The organism is Qipengyuania proteolytica, from assembly GCF_019711565.1.
GTDB classification, from domain to species: Bacteria; Pseudomonadota; Alphaproteobacteria; order Sphingomonadales; family Sphingomonadaceae; genus Qipengyuania; species Qipengyuania proteolytica.
Window position 1 is genome coordinate 634594 of record NZ_JAIGNN010000001.1, and the last position, 16646, is coordinate 651239.

At 66.6% G+C, this 16646-nt stretch carries 14 protein-coding genes; 6 read left to right on the top strand and 8 right to left on the bottom strand.

The window, feature by feature from the left end; all coding sequences use genetic code 11:
- Positions 1 to 26: 26 nt before the first annotated feature.
- Both K3172_RS03090 and K3172_RS03095 read right to left on the bottom strand, forming a co-directional pair.
- Positions 27 to 2363, bottom strand: a complete 2337-nt coding sequence (locus K3172_RS03090; RefSeq protein ID WP_221586996.1) for an FtsK/SpoIIIE family DNA translocase — start codon at positions 2361 to 2363, stop codon at positions 27 to 29.
- Positions 2364 to 2419: 56 nt separating this feature from the next.
- Positions 2420 to 2974 (bottom strand): thiamine phosphate synthase, encoded by a 555-nt coding sequence (locus tag K3172_RS03095; protein ID WP_221588978.1) that lies wholly within the window; start codon positions 2972 to 2974, stop codon positions 2420 to 2422.
- Between K3172_RS03095 and K3172_RS03100 the strand changes: the two genes are divergently transcribed.
- Positions 2973 to 3635: a YggS family pyridoxal phosphate-dependent enzyme gene (locus tag K3172_RS03100; RefSeq protein WP_221586997.1), complete on the top strand. Its 663-nt coding sequence runs from the start codon at positions 2973 to 2975 to the stop codon at positions 3633 to 3635. The genes K3172_RS03095 and K3172_RS03100 overlap by 2 nt on opposite strands.
- 45 nt (positions 3636 to 3680) lie before the next feature.
- Here the strand turns inward: K3172_RS03100 and K3172_RS03105 are convergent, their stop codons facing one another.
- Positions 3681 to 6440: a [protein-PII] uridylyltransferase gene (locus K3172_RS03105; RefSeq protein WP_221586998.1), complete on the bottom strand. Its 2760-nt coding sequence runs from the start codon at positions 6438 to 6440 to the stop codon at positions 3681 to 3683.
- Positions 6437 to 8131 (bottom strand): class I adenylate-forming enzyme family protein, encoded by a 1695-nt coding sequence (locus K3172_RS03110; protein ID WP_221586999.1) that lies wholly within the window; start codon positions 8129 to 8131, stop codon positions 6437 to 6439. Before K3172_RS03110 ends, K3172_RS03105 begins: the two co-directional genes overlap by 4 nt.
- Before the next feature lie 163 nt (positions 8132 to 8294).
- Between K3172_RS03110 and lgt the strand changes: the two genes are divergently transcribed.
- From lgt to K3172_RS03125, 3 genes are read left to right on the top strand one after another with little or no spacing between them, the layout of a single operon-like run.
- On the top strand, positions 8295 to 9170 hold the full coding sequence (gene lgt, locus K3172_RS03115) for a prolipoprotein diacylglyceryl transferase (RefSeq protein WP_221587000.1): 876 nt from the start codon (positions 8295 to 8297) through the stop codon (positions 9168 to 9170).
- Complete coding sequence (locus K3172_RS03120) at positions 9167 to 10240, top strand: class I SAM-dependent methyltransferase (RefSeq protein WP_221587001.1); 1074 nt, start codon at positions 9167 to 9169, stop codon at positions 10238 to 10240. The genes lgt and K3172_RS03120 overlap by 4 nt, the downstream gene beginning before the upstream one ends.
- Positions 10241 to 10262: 22 nt before the next feature.
- On the top strand, positions 10263 to 10676 hold the full coding sequence (locus K3172_RS03125) for a DUF2147 domain-containing protein (RefSeq protein ID WP_221587002.1): 414 nt from the start codon (positions 10263 to 10265) through the stop codon (positions 10674 to 10676).
- A gap of 1 nt (position 10677) precedes the next feature.
- On the opposite strand, the gene K3172_RS03130 is transcribed toward K3172_RS03125, so the two are convergent.
- The 4 genes from K3172_RS03130 to K3172_RS03140 all read right to left on the bottom strand — a co-directional run bounded on the left by K3172_RS03130 (position 10678) and on the right by K3172_RS03140 (position 15024).
- The gene (locus tag K3172_RS03130) at positions 10678 to 12213 is read right to left on the bottom strand and encodes an ABC transporter permease/substrate-binding protein (protein ID WP_221587003.1); all 1536 of its coding nucleotides are present in this window, start codon (positions 12211 to 12213) and stop codon (positions 10678 to 10680) included.
- Entirely contained in the window at positions 12210 to 12977 is a 768-nt protein-coding gene (locus K3172_RS03135; RefSeq protein WP_345725582.1) for an ATP-binding cassette domain-containing protein, read from the bottom strand. Before K3172_RS03135 ends, K3172_RS03130 begins: the two co-directional genes overlap by 4 nt.
- Positions 12974 to 13426: a hypothetical protein gene (locus K3172_RS15460; RefSeq protein ID WP_247717911.1), complete on the bottom strand. Its 453-nt coding sequence runs from the start codon at positions 13424 to 13426 to the stop codon at positions 12974 to 12976. The genes K3172_RS03135 and K3172_RS15460 overlap by 4 nt, the downstream gene beginning before the upstream one ends.
- 71 nt (positions 13427 to 13497) lie before the next feature.
- Complete coding sequence (locus tag K3172_RS03140) at positions 13498 to 15024, bottom strand: GAF domain-containing protein (protein ID WP_221587005.1); 1527 nt, start codon at positions 15022 to 15024, stop codon at positions 13498 to 13500.
- Positions 15025 to 15182: 158 nt separating this feature from the next.
- Between K3172_RS03140 and K3172_RS03145 the strand changes: the two genes are divergently transcribed.
- Entirely contained in the window at positions 15183 to 16346 is a 1164-nt protein-coding gene (locus K3172_RS03145) for an acyl-CoA dehydrogenase family protein (protein ID WP_221587006.1), read from the top strand.
- The gene (locus K3172_RS03150; protein WP_221587007.1) at positions 16343 to 16645 is read left to right on the top strand and encodes an alkylphosphonate utilization protein; all 303 of its coding nucleotides are present in this window, start codon (positions 16343 to 16345) and stop codon (positions 16643 to 16645) included. Before K3172_RS03145 ends, K3172_RS03150 begins: the two co-directional genes overlap by 4 nt.
- Position 16646: the final 1 nt, after the last annotated feature.

Genomic DNA, 16646 nt, shown 5'->3' on the forward strand with positions numbered 1-16646 from the left:
TCCGACACGGTCGGCAAAACTCGTGGCTAGATCGGATTGCCGTCCTGGTCGCGGAAGATTTCGCGGCGGCCGACGTGGTTGGCAGGGCCGACGAGGCCTTCGCCCTCCATCCGCTCGATCCATTTGGCGGCGGTGTTGTAGCCGACGCCCATCTGGCGCTGGAGCCATGAGCCCGAGGCCTTCTGGTTCTCGATCACGATCTGGCACGCCTGGCGGTACTTGCGCTCGTCCGGGTCGTCGCTCGCGGTGAACTCGTCCTCGAAGGAATAGCCGCCCTCTTCTGGCTCCTCGGTCACCGCGTCGACATAGTCGGGCTTGCCCTGCGCACGCCAGTGGTCGGCCACGCGTTCGACTTCCTCGTCGCTCACGAAAGGGCCGTGGACGCGGATCATCGCGCCGGTGTTGGGCTTGTAGAGCATGTCGCCCTTGCCCAGCAGCTGCTCGGCACCCTGTTCGCCCAGGATCGTGCGGCTGTCGATGCGGCTGGTCACCTTGAAGCTGATCCGCGTTGGCAGGTTGGCCTTGATGACGCCGGTGATGACGTCGACCGAGGGCCGCTGCGTCGCCATGATCAGGTGGATGCCGGCGGCGCGCGATTTCTGGCTGAGGCGCTGGATCAGCACCTCGATTTCCTTGCCGACGGTGACCATGAGGTCGGCCAGCTCGTCGACGATCAGCACGATCAGCGGCAGCGGTTCGTAATCGAGCTGCTCTTCCTCGTAGATCTCCTCGCCCGTTTCGGGATCGAACCCGGTCTGCACCCGGCGGCCGAGCGGCGTGCCCTTGGCGGCGGCGGTTCTGATCTTCTCGTTGAAGCCCGCGATGTTGCGCGAATTCACGCTCGACATCATGCGGTAGCGTTTCTCCATCTCCTCGACCGCCCACTTCAGGGCGCGCACGCTCTTGTGCGGCTCGGTCACCACGGGGCTGAGGAGGTGGGGAATGTCGTCATAGGTGTTGAGTTCGAGCACCTTGGGATCGATCAGGATCATCCGGCATTCGTCGGGCGTGAAGCGGTACAGCAGCGACAGCAGGATCGCGTTGAGCCCGACCGACTTGCCGCTGCCGGTGGTGCCCGCGACCAGCAAATGCGGCATGGCGGCAAGGTCGGCGACGATCGGCTCGCCGGCGATATCCTTGCCGAGGATCATCGGCAGGCTGCCCTTGTGATCGACGAAGGCGGCGCTCTGGGCGAGCTGCTTGTAGCTGACCATCTGGCGGTCGGCATTGGGCAGTTCGATCCCGATCACGGTCTTGCCGGGAATGGGCGAGACGCGCGCGGAGATGGCGGACATGTTGCGTGCGATATCCTCGGCCAGGCCGACCACGCGGCTGGCCTTGATGCCGGGTGCAGGCTCCAGCTCGTACATCGTCACGACCGGCCCGGCGCGCACCGCGGTGATCTCGCCCTTGACGTTGAAATCGTCGAGCACGTTCTCGAGCAGGCGGGCATTGCGCTCGAGTGCCATCTTGTCGAGCTTGGGCGCGGCATTGGCCGGAGGATCGTCGAGCAGGTCGTGCGTCGGCAGCTGGAAGCTGGCGAACATGTCGCGCTGCTTGGCCTTGGCCGGCTTGGACTGCGCGGGCATGGGCGCGGGATCGGCGATCTCGGGCGCGCGGCGCGGTTCGCGGAATTCGACCGGCTCGGCGGCCTCCTCATCTTCCTTCGCGGATTTCGCGCGCTTCTGGCGCTTGGGCATCAGCGGCAGGTCGGCATCGACGATCGCCGGGCGGCGCTTGAGGAATTCGGGCAGGGTCAGGAACTGCGCCCAGTCGATCGCGAAGACCCGGGTGACGAGCGCGATCCCGCCCGCCAGCGCCACCAGCGCGAGCACGAGCACGATCCATCCCGAGACGGCCTCGCCGAAGCGGCCCGCGACCGCCTCGATCCCGAGGCCGCCGAGCTGGCCCGAAAGCCCGCCCAGCCCTGCGGGCAGGCTCCCCGTCGCCGGGTCGAACAGCAGTGCGAGCACGGTGCCGAGCAATACCATCGCCGCCAGCAGCATGGCGAAGGGGCCCCACCAGCGGCCGGGCGTTTCCTGCTCGTCCTCGTCCTCGACGCCGGTCCACAGCCGACGCGCGGAGATGTAGAGCAGCGGCAGCAGCAGCGCGGCGGTGATGCCGAAGAAATTGAGCGCACGCTCGGCAGCCCAGGCGCCGCTCTGGCCCATCCAGTTGCCGATGTCGGTGCCGGCCGCTGCGGTCGAGGGGCTGGGGTCGGTCTGCGTATAGCTCGCCAGCGCCAGCGCCAGGAACAGCAGGAGCGCAAACAGCAGGCCCGCCCCCGCCATATGCGTGGCGCGGCGGAAACTGCGGCGAAACGCCGCCCGCCAATCGGGTGCTGCGCCTGCGCGCGTAGCCATGAATGTTCCCCTGATCCGTCGAGAGCGCGCAGTATGAATCCTCGGGGACTCCGAGGTCAAGCGGCGTTCGTCGAACCGAGTCCGTCGATTGCGCCCCAGCGCGGCCAGCCGAGCTCACGGGCGCGTTCGTAGGTCATGCCGCCTAGCGCGATGACCGGGACGGGCGATTGCTGCGCGAGCACATTGAAGCCGAGCGGGCCGAGCAGTTTTGCGCCGGGATGTGAAGCGGTGGGAAAGACCGGCGAGAGAAAGATGCCGTCGGCCCCTGCATCGATGGCCGCCTGCAGCTCCTCGCCGTTATGAGCGGTGGCAAGACGCAGGCCCTCGCCGAGGTTCTCGGGCGGTCCGTAATGTCCGTCGGCGCCCCAGTCGTCCTTGCCCGATAGGATCACGAGGTGGCCGCACGCGCGCGCGACTTTAGCCAGCTCGTCGAACCGCGCGCGGCGGGCGACGGGATCGAGATGATAGTGCCGGAACACGAAGCCCGAACCACGCGGCAGGGCGCGCAGGGCATCCTCCAGCCCGGCATCGTTGCGGGCGTCGGAGAGGAGCCACAGCAGGGGCAGCGAGGGCTGGCGCGCGGTCACACCTGCGCTATAGCGCCTCGCGATGGAAAAGGCAGAGACTCCGCTCCAGCAGGTACAGGCGAATATCGCCAAGGCCTGCACAATCGCGCGCCGCGAGCCGGGCGAGGTGACGCTCGTTGCCGTCAGCAAGACGCATCCGGCCGAGGCGATCCGGCCCCTGCTGGTCGAGGGCCAGCGCCATTTCGGCGAGAACCGCGTGCAGGAAGCGCAGGGCAAATGGCCCGCACTGCGTGAGGAATTCCCCGCAGTGCAGCTGCACCTGATCGGCCAGTTGCAATCGAACAAGGCCGAGGACGCGGTCGCGCTGTTCGATGCGATCCACTCGCTCGACCGGCCGAGCCTCGTAAAGGCGCTGGCGAAGGCAATGGACAAGACCGGCCGCCGTGTGCCGTGCTTCGTACAGGTCGACGTCGGCGAGGAAGAGCAGAAGGGCGGCTGCCCGATCGCCGACCTGCCCGCGCTGCTCGACCAGGCGCGCGAGGCGGACATTCCGCTGGCCGGCCTGATGTGCATCCCGCCTTTCGCAATCGAACCCGCACCCTTCTTCGCCCTGCTCGACAAGTTCGCCCGCGATCACGGACTTGAAGGCCGCAGCATGGGCATGAGCGGCGATTACGAAACCGCGATAAAGCTCGGCGCAACCCATGTCCGCGTGGGTACCGCGCTGTTCGGCGAGCGGGGGTGAGTCGGCGCGCATCGCCCTCAAGAAGCGAAGCGGTAGGGCGAGAGGTTACGCGTTCTCCAACCGGTCCTGCGTCTCGTCGCTGACGGCCTCGATCAGATCGCGCTCGATGCGGTCCATGCGCTCGCCCGCCTCCAGCTTGTGGCCGGTGAGATCGGTGACATAGAAGGTGTCCGCCGCGCGCTCGCCGTAGTTGGTGATATGCGCCGAATGGACGACAAGCCGGTTCTCGAACAACGTGCGCGCTACGCGGTTGAGCAGGGCCGGGCGGTCGCGGGCGTTGACCTCGATCACGGTGAAGCGGTTCGAGGCCTTGTTGTCGAACAGGACGCGCGGTGACACGTCGAAGGCGCGCGCGCGGCTGTGCGTGAGCGGACGCTGGGCGAGGCGCGGAGCAAGGTCGACGCGGTTGGCAAGCGCATCTTCAATGCTTTTCTTGAGGCGTGCGAGCTGACCCTCTTCGGCAAAGGCGCCGCCATGCGGGTCCTGCACGAGGAAATTGTCGAGCGCCCAGCCTTGCCGCGTGGTGTGGATGCGCGCGTCGATGATGTTGCCACCGGCGAGGTGGATGCCGCCCGCGATGCGGTAGAACAGGCCGGGGTGGTCGGCGGCGATGACCGTCACCAGCGTCGCGCCGCGCGCCTCGTAGAATTCGCAATGGATCGAGAGTTCGTGTTCCTTCTCGCGCGCGGCGGCATAATGGACGAGGTTGAGCGCGATGATATCGACCGGCTCGGCGACCCAGTAGGCATCGCCCATGGTCGGTCCGACGGTTTCGGTCAGCTCCGCCTTGTCGCCCAGCAACTCGGCGACCTGTGCCCGCTTGGCGGCGACCTTCTGTTCGCGCCCTTCGCGCATGTGGCCGAGGCGCAGGCGCTCGCTCGAGACGTCGTAGAGCTCGCCCAGCAGTTGGCCTTTCCAGCTGTTCCACGTCCCCGGCCCGACCGCGCGGATATCGACCGCGGTCAGGATGGCGAGGTGGCGCAGGCGCTCGGCGCTCTGCACTTCGGCGACGAAATCCTCGATCGTCTTGGGATCGGTGAGGTCGCGCTTCTGCGCGGTGCGGCTCATCAGCAGGTGGTGGAGCACCAGCCAGGCGACCAGCTCGGTCTCGCTCTCGGTCAGGCCGAAGCGCGGGCAGAGCTCGCGCGCGACATCGGCGCCGAGCACCGAATGGTCGCCGCCGCGGCCCTTGGCGATATCGTGCAGCAGCGCCGCGACATAGGCGACGCGGCGCGAATTGACCTTGTGGATCAGGCGGGTGGCGCGCGGGTGGTCGCCCTGCAATTCGCCCTTCTCGATCTGGTTGAGCAGGCCGATCGCGCGGATGGTGTGCTCGTCCACCGTGTAGTGGTGGTACATGTCGAACTGCATCTGCGCGTTGACCTTGCCGAAATCGGGCACGAACTTCCCGAACACGCCGGTCTCGTTCATCCAGCGCAGCACCATCTCGGGATCGTTGCGGCCGCACAGCAGGTCGAGGAAGAGGGCGTTGGCGCGCGGGTCGTGGCGCACGGCATGGTCGATCAGCCCGCTGTCGCGGTCGGCCATGCGCATGGTTTCGGGATGGATCTCGAGGCTTTCTGCCTCGGCCACCTGGAAGACCTCGATCAGGCGCACCGGGTCCTTGCGGAACCAGTCGTCCGATGGGGCGGCGATCCGGCCGCCGAACACGCGGTAACCCTTGACCTGCCGCGCCTTCTGCTTCCAGCCGGCGAAGAAGCCCGAGCGCGCGGTTTTTGCCTCGAACTGCTCGTCGATATGGGCGAGGAAGATGCCGGTGAGCGAGCCGACGCGCTTCGCGTGCAGGAAATAAAGCTGCATGAACCGCTCGACCGAGCTCTTGCCGGGGCGCTCGGCGAACTTCATCCGCTCGGCGATCTGGCGCTGCATGTCGAAGGTCAGCCGGTCCTCGGCGCGGCCGGTGAGGACGTGCAGGTGGCAGCGCACCGCGAGGAGGAAGTTCTCCGCGCGGCGGAAGCTGCGGTATTCGGCGGGGGTGAACAGGCCGACGTCGACCAGTTCGGCCGCCGCGCGCACGCGGTGGATGAACTTGCCGATCCAGTAGAGCGTGTGGAGGTCGCGCAGGCCCCCCTTGCCGTCCTTGACGTTGGGTTCGACGACATAGCGCGTATCGCCCATCCGCTTGTGCCGCGCGTTGCGCTCGGCCAGCTTCTCGGTGACGAAATTGCGCTCGTTGCCGCGCACGACCTCGGCCTGGAAACGGCGTGCCGCCTCGTCGTAAAGCAGCTGGTCGCCCCAGACATAGCGCCCCTCGAGCAGCGAGGTGCGGATGGTGAGATCCTCTTTCGACAGGCGCAGCGCCTGCTCGATCGTGCGGGTCGAGTGCCCGACCTTCAGCCCCAGGTCCCACATGATGTAGAGCATGGCCTCGATCGCCTGCTCGCACCACGGCGTGTTCTTGCCTCCGGTGAGGAAGGCGATGTCGACGTCCGAATGCGGCGCCATTTCCGCTCGCCCATAGCCGCCGACCGCCATCACCGTCAGCCGCTCGGCGCTCGAGCGGTTGGCGTTGGGATAGACATGGGTGGTCGCATGGTCGTGGATCACGCGCACCAGCTGGTCGATCAGGAAGGCATGCCCGCCGGCGCATTCGTGCCCGGCGGAGGGCTTCTCGGCGAGCCGCGCGGCCAGTTCGGCACGCCCCGCCTCGAGCGCGCCCTTCAGCAGTTTGACGACGTGCGGCCGCGCCTTCGCGCCGTGTTCCCCGGCCAGCGCGTCGATCTCGGATGCGATCGCGCGCCGGTCGAAGATGGCGCGCTGGCGGGGAATACGGAAGGTGCTCAAGCGGACAGCAGCTCCTTGGCATAGGTCGCCTTGACGGTGCGCTTGTCGACCTTCTGCGTGCCGAGGCGCGGCAAGTGGTCCTTGGCGACCCACAGGTGCGCGGGGACCTTGAAGCCGGCGATGTGCTCGCGCAGGAATTCCTGCAGGTCTTCCGGATTCAGGTCCTTGCCCGGATGCGGCATGTAGACCGCCGCAGGGATTTCGCCGAAGCGCTCGTCCGGCACGCCGAAGACCGAGCATTCGGCCACCGCCGGGTGCGCATAGATCGCCTCTTCCACCTCGATGCAGGAGATGTTCTCGCCGCCGCGGATGATGATGTCCTTCTTGCGGTCGACGATGAACAGGTACCCGTCCTCGTCGAGATAGCCGAGGTCGCCGGTAAGGAAATAGGCGCTGTCGGTATAGGCGGCCCTCGTCGCTTCCTCGTTCTTCCAGTAGCCGAGGAAATTGGCGACCGAGCGGATCGCGACTTCGCCCACTTCGCCCTGGGGCAGCGGGTTGCCATCATTGTCGAGGATGGCGAGATCCACCAGCGGCTTGGACGCCATGCCGGTCGATCCGGGCTTGGCCATGTAGTTCTCGTTGAGGTTGCCGCAGCCCACCGCGTTCGTCTCGGTGAGGCCGTAGCCGAGCAGCGGGAAACCTTCGGGGAAGGCATCCTTGATCTTCTTCACATGTTCGGGCGGGCGCGCCGAGCCGCCGGCGGCGAAGCTCTTGCAGCTGGTGAGGTCGAACTGGTCGCGCTCGGGATGGACCGCGATCTCGTAGCTCATCAGCGGCACGCCGACGAAATAGGTGATCTTCTCCTCGTCGATCAGGCGCAGCGCCTCGCGCGCGTCCCATTTCGGCATCAGCACCAGCTTGCGCCCCAAGGCAAAGCTCTGGAGGAACAGCGGGATCTCGCCGGTGACATGGAACAGCGGCACGGCGACCAGTGCGCTCGGCTGGACGGTCGGCGCTTCGCCGCGTTCGGTCAGCAGGCCGAGGATCATGGCGGTCTGCGCGACATAGTTCATCGTGCCCGAAACCACGCCCAGATGATCCGAATAGGCGCCCTTGGGATGGCCGGTCGAACCCGAGGTGTAGAGGATGGTGGCAAGGTCGCTCGGGCCCAGCTCGCCCAGCATCTTCATCGCCGTATCGCCTTCGGCCCACACGGGGGCCAGGCCGCTGGCCGGATCGCCATGGTCGAAGATCACGACCTTGGCCTTGATATCCTCGTCCTCCATGCGCGCGGCGCGCTGGTGATCGGCAAGGATCAGCGAACAGTCGCACAGGTCGATGCCGTAGGCGAGTTCCTCGCCGGTCCACCAGCCGTTGAGCAGGGTGGCGCAGCCGCCGGCCATAAGGATGCCCATATAGGCGATCATCCAGTTGGCGGAATTGCGCGCGGCGATGCCCACCCGGTCGCCCTTCTTGACGCCGTGGAAGGTGGCAAGGCCATGCGCCACCCTGGTCGCGGCGCCATAGACTTCGCCGAAGGTCAGCCGCAGGTCGCCGTCGACAAGGAAGAGCACATCTTTCTTCTCGTTGGCGAAATGGGCGAAATAATGCGCCAGCGTCGGCGGTGCGTTCTTGAACGCCGGCATGGCGACGCCGCGGCGCGTCACCTCGGTCAGTTCGAACATCTGCCCGGGGGCGGTGACGGCGGCGGTGAACCGCTCGATATCCTTGTCGAGTTCTGTCGGCATGGGTGGTTTTCGTCCTCTCCAAAACGGCGCACGGCCCCGATTCGAGGCTCGCGCATGAATTGCGGCTCGACGCAGGCTTTCCCCAAAACCCCTGCTATGCCAAAAGCCGCCGCCGATGGGTCGTCGGATGCGGCCTTGGACATGTCTCTAAGAGGATAAACCCTTGCTGTCACTACTCGCCGCCAGCGGCGCCTCAGACCCGATCTACTGGCAGGATCTCGGCCTCAGGCCCTATCTGTTCGAAATCGGCGGCTTCCAGCTGCGCTATTACTCGCTGGCCTATCTCATCGGCATCTTGCTGGCTTACTGGCACCTGTCGAAGATGATCAAGGCACCCGGCAGCCCGATGGCGCAGCGCCATGCGGACGACCTGTTCTTCTATTGCACGCTCGGCGTGATCCTCGGCGGGCGGCTCGGCTATGCGGCCTTCTACAAGCCCGAGCTGTTCGGCAGTCTCGAGCTGTTCCAGCTGTGGAACGGCGGCATGAGCTTCCACGGCGGGGTGATCGGCGTGCTGGTGGCGATCAGCTGGGTCGCCTGGCGCGGGCAGATCAACTGGCTGCGCGTGTGCGACTATATCGCGGTCAACGTGCCGCTCGCCTACATGCTCGGCCGGATCGCCAACTTCATCAATGGCGAGCTGTACGGCCGCCCGGTCGAAGGCGATTTCCCGCTGGCGATGGTGTTCCCCGACGATCCGCTGCAGCTGCCGCGCTACCCCAGCCAGCTGTTCCAGGCGGGGCTGGAAGGGCTGCTGCTCGGCGTGCTCCTGATCGCGCTCTTCTGGAAGACCCGCGCCCGCTATCGCCCCGGACTGCTGGTGGGCCTGTTCACCATCGGCATGGGCATCGGGCGTTTCGTCAACGAGTTCTTCCGCGAACCCGACGCCCACCTCGCCTACGTCGTGACGGAAACCGGCCTTTCGCGCGGTCAGTGGCTGAGCCTGCCGATGATCGCGGTCGGGCTTGCGGTGCTGGCCTACTCGTTGGCCCGCCCGGCAATCGGATCCGCCAAGCCCGCCAAGCCCGCGGCGGCATGAACGGGGGCGGGGCGACCACCCTCGCGGACAGCTTCCGCCGCCTGATCGAACGGCACGGGCCGATCCCGGTCGCGCGCTACATGGGCGAGAGCAACGCGCGCTATTACAGCTCGCGCGATCCCCTGGGCGCTGACGGGGACTTCACCACCGCTCCCGAGATCAGCCAGATGTTCGGCGAGATGGTCGGGCTGTGGCTGGCCGATGTGTGGGTGCGGGCGGGGCGACCCGCCGGTGCGATCTACGTCGAGCTCGGCCCGGGGCGGGGCACGCTGGCACAGGACGCGCTGCGCGCCATGGCGAGCCAGGGACTGCGACCCGACGTGCATCTGGTCGAGGGATCGGAGGCGCTTCGCCGGCTGCAGTCGGGTGCCCTCGCCGGGGCGCAGTTCCACGACAGCCTGGACACGCTGCCAGAGGACCGCCCGCTGCTGCTCGCCGCGAACGAGTTCATCGATGCGCTGCCGATCCGGCAGCTCGTGATGACCGACCGTGGCTGGCGCGAGCGGATGGTCGCGCTGGACGAGGAGGGCGCATTCGCCTTCGCCGCCGGACCCAATGCGATGGACGATGCGGTGCCCGAAGCGCAGCGGGCGGCGGAGCCAGGTACGGTGATCGAGACCTGCCCGGCAGCGGCGGCGCTGGTCGGTGCGCTCGCGGAGCGGCTCGACCGGCAGGGCGGCGCGGCGCTGTTCGTCGACTACGGGCATCTGGCGGCGCGCACGGGTTCGACCCTGCAGGCGGTGCGCGCGCATGAGAAGGTGGGCGTGTTCGATGCGCCGGGGGAGATGGACCTCACCGCGCATGTCGATTTCGCGACGCTGGTCGCCATCTCCAAGCAGGCCGGCCTCGCCACGGCCACTGCGACGCAGGGCGCCTGGCTCTCCGCCATGGGGATCGCCCTGCGCGCGCAGGCGTTGGTAACCCGGTCGCCCGAACGCGCGAAGGATGTTGCTGACGCGCACGACCGGCTCGTTCAGCCGCAGGCCATGGGCGAGCTGTTCAAGGTGCTCGCAATGACCCCGCGCGACTGGCCGCGCGGCGCAGGATTCGACGAAGGCCCGGCTCGATAGCTGACGGCCCAAAGGAGCAGGAATGAAGAAACTGGTCGCACTGGCCCTCGCCCTCCTCGCCGCTGCTCCCGCTTCGGCGGCCGAGCCGGTGCAGGGTCGCTGGATCACCGCGGAGAAAGACGCCGTCATCGCCATAGCACCCTGCGGCGCGAAGCTGTGCGGCAGGATCGACAAGTTTCTCGTCCCGCCGCCGCAGGGCCTCGACCAGCGCGACGTCAACAACAAGGATGCTTCAAAGCGCAGTCGCAAGCTGCTCGGCATGCCGGTGCTGAGCGGCTTTACCGAGGATAAGGATCAGTGGCGCGGCACGATTTACGATCCCAAGAGTGGCAAGACCTATCGCTCGATCATCAAGCGCAAGGGCGCCTCCATGCTCGAGGTGAAGGGCTGTATCGGGCCGTTCTGCCAGACCCAGGTCTGGCGCAAAGCCGGCTGAGCTAGAGCCCGGCGCGTTCGCCCAGCCGACGGGCGGCTTCCTCGAAAGACAGCTTGTCGATTTCGCGGTCGACCGAAAGATTGGCCTCGCGCATGGCCTCCACGTCGATGGCGCCGATCAGCGGGCGCAGCGCGGCAGACACTCCCGCAGGGTCGGCGATGTCGGGCGCGAGCAGCACGATCGCGTGGTAATTGGGAAAGGCGCCGCGCGGGTCCTCCAGGATCGCCAGCCCGTCCGCCGCGATGCGCCCGTCGCTGGTATAGGCGCTGATGACATCGGCTTCGCCCGACTGCAGGGCGTTGTACATGAAGGTCGGCGCGAAGTTGCGCTGTTCGCGAAAGCGCAGGCCGTAGGCATCGCGCACGGCGATCCATTCCGGCCGCTCGAAAAATTCCGGATCGCCGCCGATGGTCATCCGCGGCGCGAGGGAGGCGAGGTCGGCGATGGTTTCGACGCCGGTGCGGGCGGCGGTTTCCCCGCTGACCGCCAGGCCATAGGCGTTCTCGAACCCCAGCCGGCCGAGCACCTTCGTGCCCGAGGTCTGCGCCTCCCATTCGGTGATGGCTGCCAGCATCGCATTGCGGTCGGGAGTGTCGCTGCGTTTCATCTGGTTGGTCCAGATGGTCCCGGTATAGTCGACGAGGATGTCGATCGCGCCGGTCGCCACCGCCCGGTGCGCCACCGCCGAGCCGAGCCCGTCGCGATATTCGACCGCATAGCCCGCGCCTTCCAGCTGCTGCCCGATCAGGCGGGCCAGGATGTATTGTTCGGAAAAGGTCTTCGCCCCGATGACGATCCGCCGCTCGTCGCTGTCGCCGAATTGCGAGGCCAGCGCGGCGAGGACGCCCAGCGCCACCACCACCAGCCCGCCGAGCGAGAGTGACCGCCGCCGCGTCGCGAGACCCTTCTCGATGGTGCCGAGCAGGGCGTCTGCCACCAGTGCCAGCCCGGCACTGGCAATGCAGCCGGCGAGCACCAGCACCCAGTTCTGCGTCTGCAACCCCGCGAAGATCGGATCGCCGAGGCTCTTCTGGCCGATGGTGGTGGCAAGCGTCGCCGCGCCGATGGTCCATACCGCCGCGGTGCGGATTCCGGCCATGATATAGGGCGCAGAAAGCGGGGCTTCGACCAGCCGCAACCGCTGCCAGTTGCTCATGCCCACCCCGTGCGCCGCCTCGATCACGCCGGGGTCGAGATTGGCCTGCGCGGTAATCGCGTTGCGCAGGATCGGCAGCAGCGCATAGAGCGCCAGCGCGAGCAGCGCGGGGAGGAAGCCGAGCGTTGGCAGACCCTCCCCGAACACGCTGCGGAGGCTCAGGAGGATCGGGAAGAAGAGGGCCAGCAAAGCGAGCGCAGGAATAGTCTGCACGAGGCTCGCAAAGGACAGTGCGATGCGCGCAACAGCGGGCGAACGGCTGGCCCAGATTGCAACCGGCAAGGCCAGGGTTACACCGAGCGCAATAGCCGCAGCGGACAGCACCACATGCGCTGCAAGCTGGTCGCCGAGGCCGAGCATGGCCTGCCAGATATCGCTCACCGCGCCAGCTCCGCCAGCCGCTCGGCCTGCGCGCGCGGGACAGCGACGAGGCCCTGCGCGGTCGCTCCGCCCCTGCCTTCGAGCAGCGCATGCGGGGTCTCGTCGGCAACGATTACGCCTGCCTCCATCACCAGCACGCGGTCGGCCAGCAGCAGCGCCTCGGTCATGTCGTGGGTGACCATTACCGTGGTGAGGTCCAACTCGCCGTGCAGCTTGCGCACCCGCTCGCCCAGCGCATCGCGAGTCACCGGATCGAGGGCTCCGAACGGCTCGTCCATCAGCAACAGCCGGGGCTGGCCCGCCAGAGCGCGCGCCACGCCGACCCGCTGGCGCTGCCCCCCCGACAGTGCATCGGGCTTGCGCTGCGCCATGCCTTCTTCGAGCTCCACCAGTTCGAGCAGTTCCGCAACCCGGTCCTGCGACAGTTTCTCGCCCGCCAGCCGCGGCCCGATGGCGATGTTTTCGGCTACGGTCATGTGCGGGAACAGGCCGATTGACTGAAATACGTAACCCACCCTCCTCCGCAGCGCGGGGAGCGGTAGCCCGGCAACATTCGCGCCTTCGAACAGCACGCTACCGCCATCGAGATCGACCAGCCGGTTAACGGTCTTGAGCAGGGTCGACTTGCCCGAGCCCGATGCCCCGACAAGGGCTACGAATTGCCCCTTGGGTATGGCGAGCGAAACCCCGCGTACGGCCTCGGTTGGGCCATAGCTCTTGCGGACCTCGAAAAATTCGAGCGTGGCCGGTTCTGTGTCGATCACTCGCCCTCGCTGTCCGGCGCTTCGGGCAGCTGATATTCGGCGCGAGCCAGTTCGACCCTCCGGTCGGGACCCGCGGTGGCGATCATCGAGTCGTCCTTCATCGCCCCCGGGGTCCAGCACCGTTCGACGCCGTTTTCCGCCTCCGGCGTGAAGCACAATCGCCCGTCCCCGGTCGAGTTGAATGTCCACTGTCCGGTTTGCCATGCCTCGCCGTTGCGCAAGTCGCGATACGTCCCGTCGCGATCGAGATAGGTGGTGTAGCGGGCACCATCTTCGCCCACGGACCGCCACGCCGTGCCGGCTAGGTCAGTAGGCACTTGGTCTTTGTCCGCCTCCGCCTGATCGCCCTGATCGGCGGCTTCGGTCGCGTCTTGGGCGGGGGACTCTTGCTCTTCCGCGTTGCAGGCGGCGAGGGCCAGCGCCAGTCCGATCGGCAACAGGTGTCGCATTTGCAGGCTCTCCGTCAGTGGAAGGCCGGCCACCCTAGCAGGCTGGCTCGGGGACGAAAGGTCTGCCGCCCTCAGGGCAGGATCTTGGCTTTCGGAAACGCCAGTTCGATGAGCATCCCTTCCGGACCCAGATCCCGCACGAAGCGCCCCCCCAGCTGGCTTTCGACAGCCATGCGCAGCAGGCGGGAGCCAAAACCTTCACGCTCTGAATCGAGTGTCTCGCATTCGCCGGCCATCGTTTCGCGCCAGGTAACGCGAATCTCGCCGTCGGTCTCGCCGTCGACAGCGATCGCGATGCCGATCGCCCCGTCATCGCAGGTCAGCGCGCCGTATTTCGCGGAGTTCGTCGCCAGTTCATGGAAGATCAGCGCCAGCGGCGTCGCCGCGCGGGGCCCGATCTCGATATCGTCGCCGGCAATCTCGAAGCGTTGGCTGTTACCGTCGCCATAAGGACGCAGAAGATCGCGCAACAGGCCCTGGAGATTTTCGCTCCGGGGCCCATCGTCCGGGCGAACGTAATCATGTGCCGTACCGAGCGCGCGGATGGCCGAGCCCAATTCGCTGGCGAACTCCGTCAATTCGGGCTTGCCGCGCGAACGTATGGCGATGAGGCCGGAGATCACCGCGAAGATGTTCTTGATCCGGTGCGACAGCTCGCGGGCGAGCAGGTCGTTGCTTTCCGACAGACGATGCGTCTCGTCGATGTCGATGCCCGCGCCGAACCAGGTCTCGACATTGCCCTGGGCGTCACGCATCGGCCACGCGCGCAGGACCATCCAGCGGTATTCGCCGTCGGCACGTCGTAGCCGCGCTTCGGCCTCCCAGCGTTTCTCCGTGGCTCGCGAATTGGCACGCAGGGCTGCCACGAATTCGGCCTGGTCCTCGTGAACCAGCGATTCGAGATCGATCGCCGCGACGTCGCTCGTGCCGCAATACTCGTAGAACGCCTCGTTACCGAACTCGATCGAGCCATCCGGTCGGGCCGCCCAGGCGAGCACGGGGATGTGTTCGGCCATCCGGCGCAGGCGCAGGCTTTCGCGGACGAGCTTTTCCTGCACCGCAAGATATTCGCGGCGCGCATTCAGGCGCCGCATGACCGAAGCGGCAAGCACTTCGAGGCCTTCGCGCTGAAACTCCGTCAGCCCGGCCGGACGCGGTTCGGTGTCGATAACGCACAACGAGCCGAGCGGTGCGCCTTCGGACGACAGCAGGGGGGCGCCCGCATAGAAGCGGATCTTCGGTTCCCCCGTCACCAGCGGATTGCGTTCGAAGCGCGGGTCCAGCAACGCGTCGGGCACCACCATCGGTTCGCGTTCCATCATGGCGTGCGCGCAGAAGCTGGTAGGGCGAGGCGTCTCGCTCGCCTGCAGGCCGGCCCTTGCCAGGAACCGCTGGCGCTGTTCTTCGACCAGGCTCACCAGCGAAATCGGCGCACCGCAAAGCTTCGCTGCAAACTGCACGATCTGGCGGAGCTCTGGATCGTTCTCGAGCTCGTCGAGCCCATAGGACGCCATGACGGTCAGCCGGTCCTGCTCTCCGCAGAACGCTGGATTGGGGCCGTTCGCGGGCGGCCAGGTTGTCGGCGTATCAAGTAGCATGGTCGGCAGACGCTTTTAGTTTCACGCACTTGTTTTACAAGCGGAGACGCCCGTGCCTCTTCGTCGTTTTTCCGATCATCGAAAGCGGGTTTGCCCGCCGCGCCGCGTTTCGCTATCGCGCGCGCAACGATATTACGCGAGCCATGCGAGGAGAGACCATGCGCGCGACCCCCGATTTCGACTTCCATCTCGGCGAAGCCGCGGACATGATCCGCGAGAGCGTGAGCCGGTTTGCCGACGAACAGATCGCCCCGCTGGCCGAGAAGGTCGACCGCGAGGACTGGTTTCCCAAGGCGGAACTGTGGCCCGCCATGGGCGAGCTGGGCCTCCACGGCATCACCGTTCCGGAGGCGGACGGCGGCCTAGGCCTCGGTTATCTGGAACACGTCATCGCGGTCGAGGAAGTGAGCCGCGCCAGCGCCAGCATCGGCCTCAGCTACGGCGCGCACTCCAACCTCTGCGTCAACCAGATCGCGCGCTGGGGCAATGAGGAGCAGAAGGCAAAGTACCTGCCCAAGCTGATCAGCGGCGAACATGTCGGCAGCCTTGCGATGAGCGAGGCGAGCGCCGGTTCGGACGTCGTCTCGATGAAGATGAAGGCCGAGGAGGTGCAGGGCGGCTACCTGCTCAACGGGACCAAGTTCTGGATTACCAATGCTCCTTATGCCGATACGCTGGTGGTCTATGGCAAGACGGGGGACGGCAGCCGCGGGATCACCACCTTCCTGATCGAAAAGGATTTCGAAGGCTTCTCGATCGGCCAGAAGATCGAAAAGGTCGGGATGCGCGGTTCGCCCACGGCGGAACTGGTGTTCGACGACTGCTTCGTACCGGAGGAGAACATCATGGGGCCGCTCAACGGCGGCGTCGGCGTCTTGATGAGCGGGCTGGATTACGAGCGCGTGGTGCTCGCCGGATTGCAATTGGGCGTGATGCAGGCCTGTCTCGACACGGTCATCCCCTACCTTCGCGAGCGCACGCAGTTCGGGAAGCCCATCGGCAGCTTCCAGCTGATGCAGGCTAAGGTCGCCGACATGTATGTCGCGCTGCAATCGGCGCGCGCCTACACCTATGCCGTGGCCAAGAGCTGCGATGCCGGACAGACCACCCGTTTCGACGCGGCGGGCGCGATCCTGCTTGCCAGCGAGAATGCCTTCCGCGTCGCCGCCGAAAGCGTGCAGGCGCTGGGCGGCGCGGGCTATACGCTCGACTGGCCGGTCGAACGCTACATGCGCGACGCCAAGCTGCTCGACATCGGTGCGGGCACGAACGAGATCAGGCGCATGCTGATTGGGCGCGAGCTAATTGGGGCGGCAGGATGAGCGACGACGACTACGTTTACGACGAGGATAGCGGCGAGTGGATGCCGGCTTCGGAGCTGGCGGCGAAGCGGGTAGCTGCCAATCAGGTCGAGGTGCGCGATGCGGTCGGCAACCTCCTGGCCGATGGCGACGCTGTGACGCTGATCAAGGATCTCGAGGTCAAGGGCGCGGGGCAAACGCTGAAGCAGGGCACACTGATCAAGTCGATCCGCCTCACCGGTGACGCGCAGGAAATCGATTGCAAGTATCCTGGTATCAAAGGCCTCGTCCTGCGTGCCGAATTCGTAAGGAAGCGCTGAC

Coding starts and splice junctions, on each gene's coding strand:
- K3172_RS15460 (WP_247717911.1), bottom strand. CDS start 13,426: ATGCGACACCTGTTGCCGATCGGACTGGCGCTGGCCCTCGCCGCCTGC.
- K3172_RS03140 (WP_221587005.1), bottom strand. CDS start 15,024: ATGCTACTTGATACGCCGACAACCTGGCCGCCCGCGAACGGCCCCAAT.
- K3172_RS03100 (WP_221586997.1), top strand. CDS start 2,973: ATGGAAAAGGCAGAGACTCCGCTCCAGCAGGTACAGGCGAATATCGCC.
- K3172_RS03145 (WP_221587006.1), top strand. CDS start 15,183: ATGCGCGCGACCCCCGATTTCGACTTCCATCTCGGCGAAGCCGCGGAC.
- K3172_RS03110 (WP_221586999.1), bottom strand. CDS start 8,131: ATGCCGACAGAACTCGACAAGGATATCGAGCGGTTCACCGCCGCCGTC.
- K3172_RS03125 (WP_221587002.1), top strand. CDS start 10,263: ATGAAGAAACTGGTCGCACTGGCCCTCGCCCTCCTCGCCGCTGCTCCC.
- K3172_RS03120 (WP_221587001.1), top strand. CDS start 9,167: ATGAACGGGGGCGGGGCGACCACCCTCGCGGACAGCTTCCGCCGCCTG.
- K3172_RS03150 (WP_221587007.1), top strand. CDS start 16,343: ATGAGCGACGACGACTACGTTTACGACGAGGATAGCGGCGAGTGGATG.
- K3172_RS03090 (WP_221586996.1), bottom strand. CDS start 2,363: ATGGCTACGCGCGCAGGCGCAGCACCCGATTGGCGGGCGGCGTTTCGC.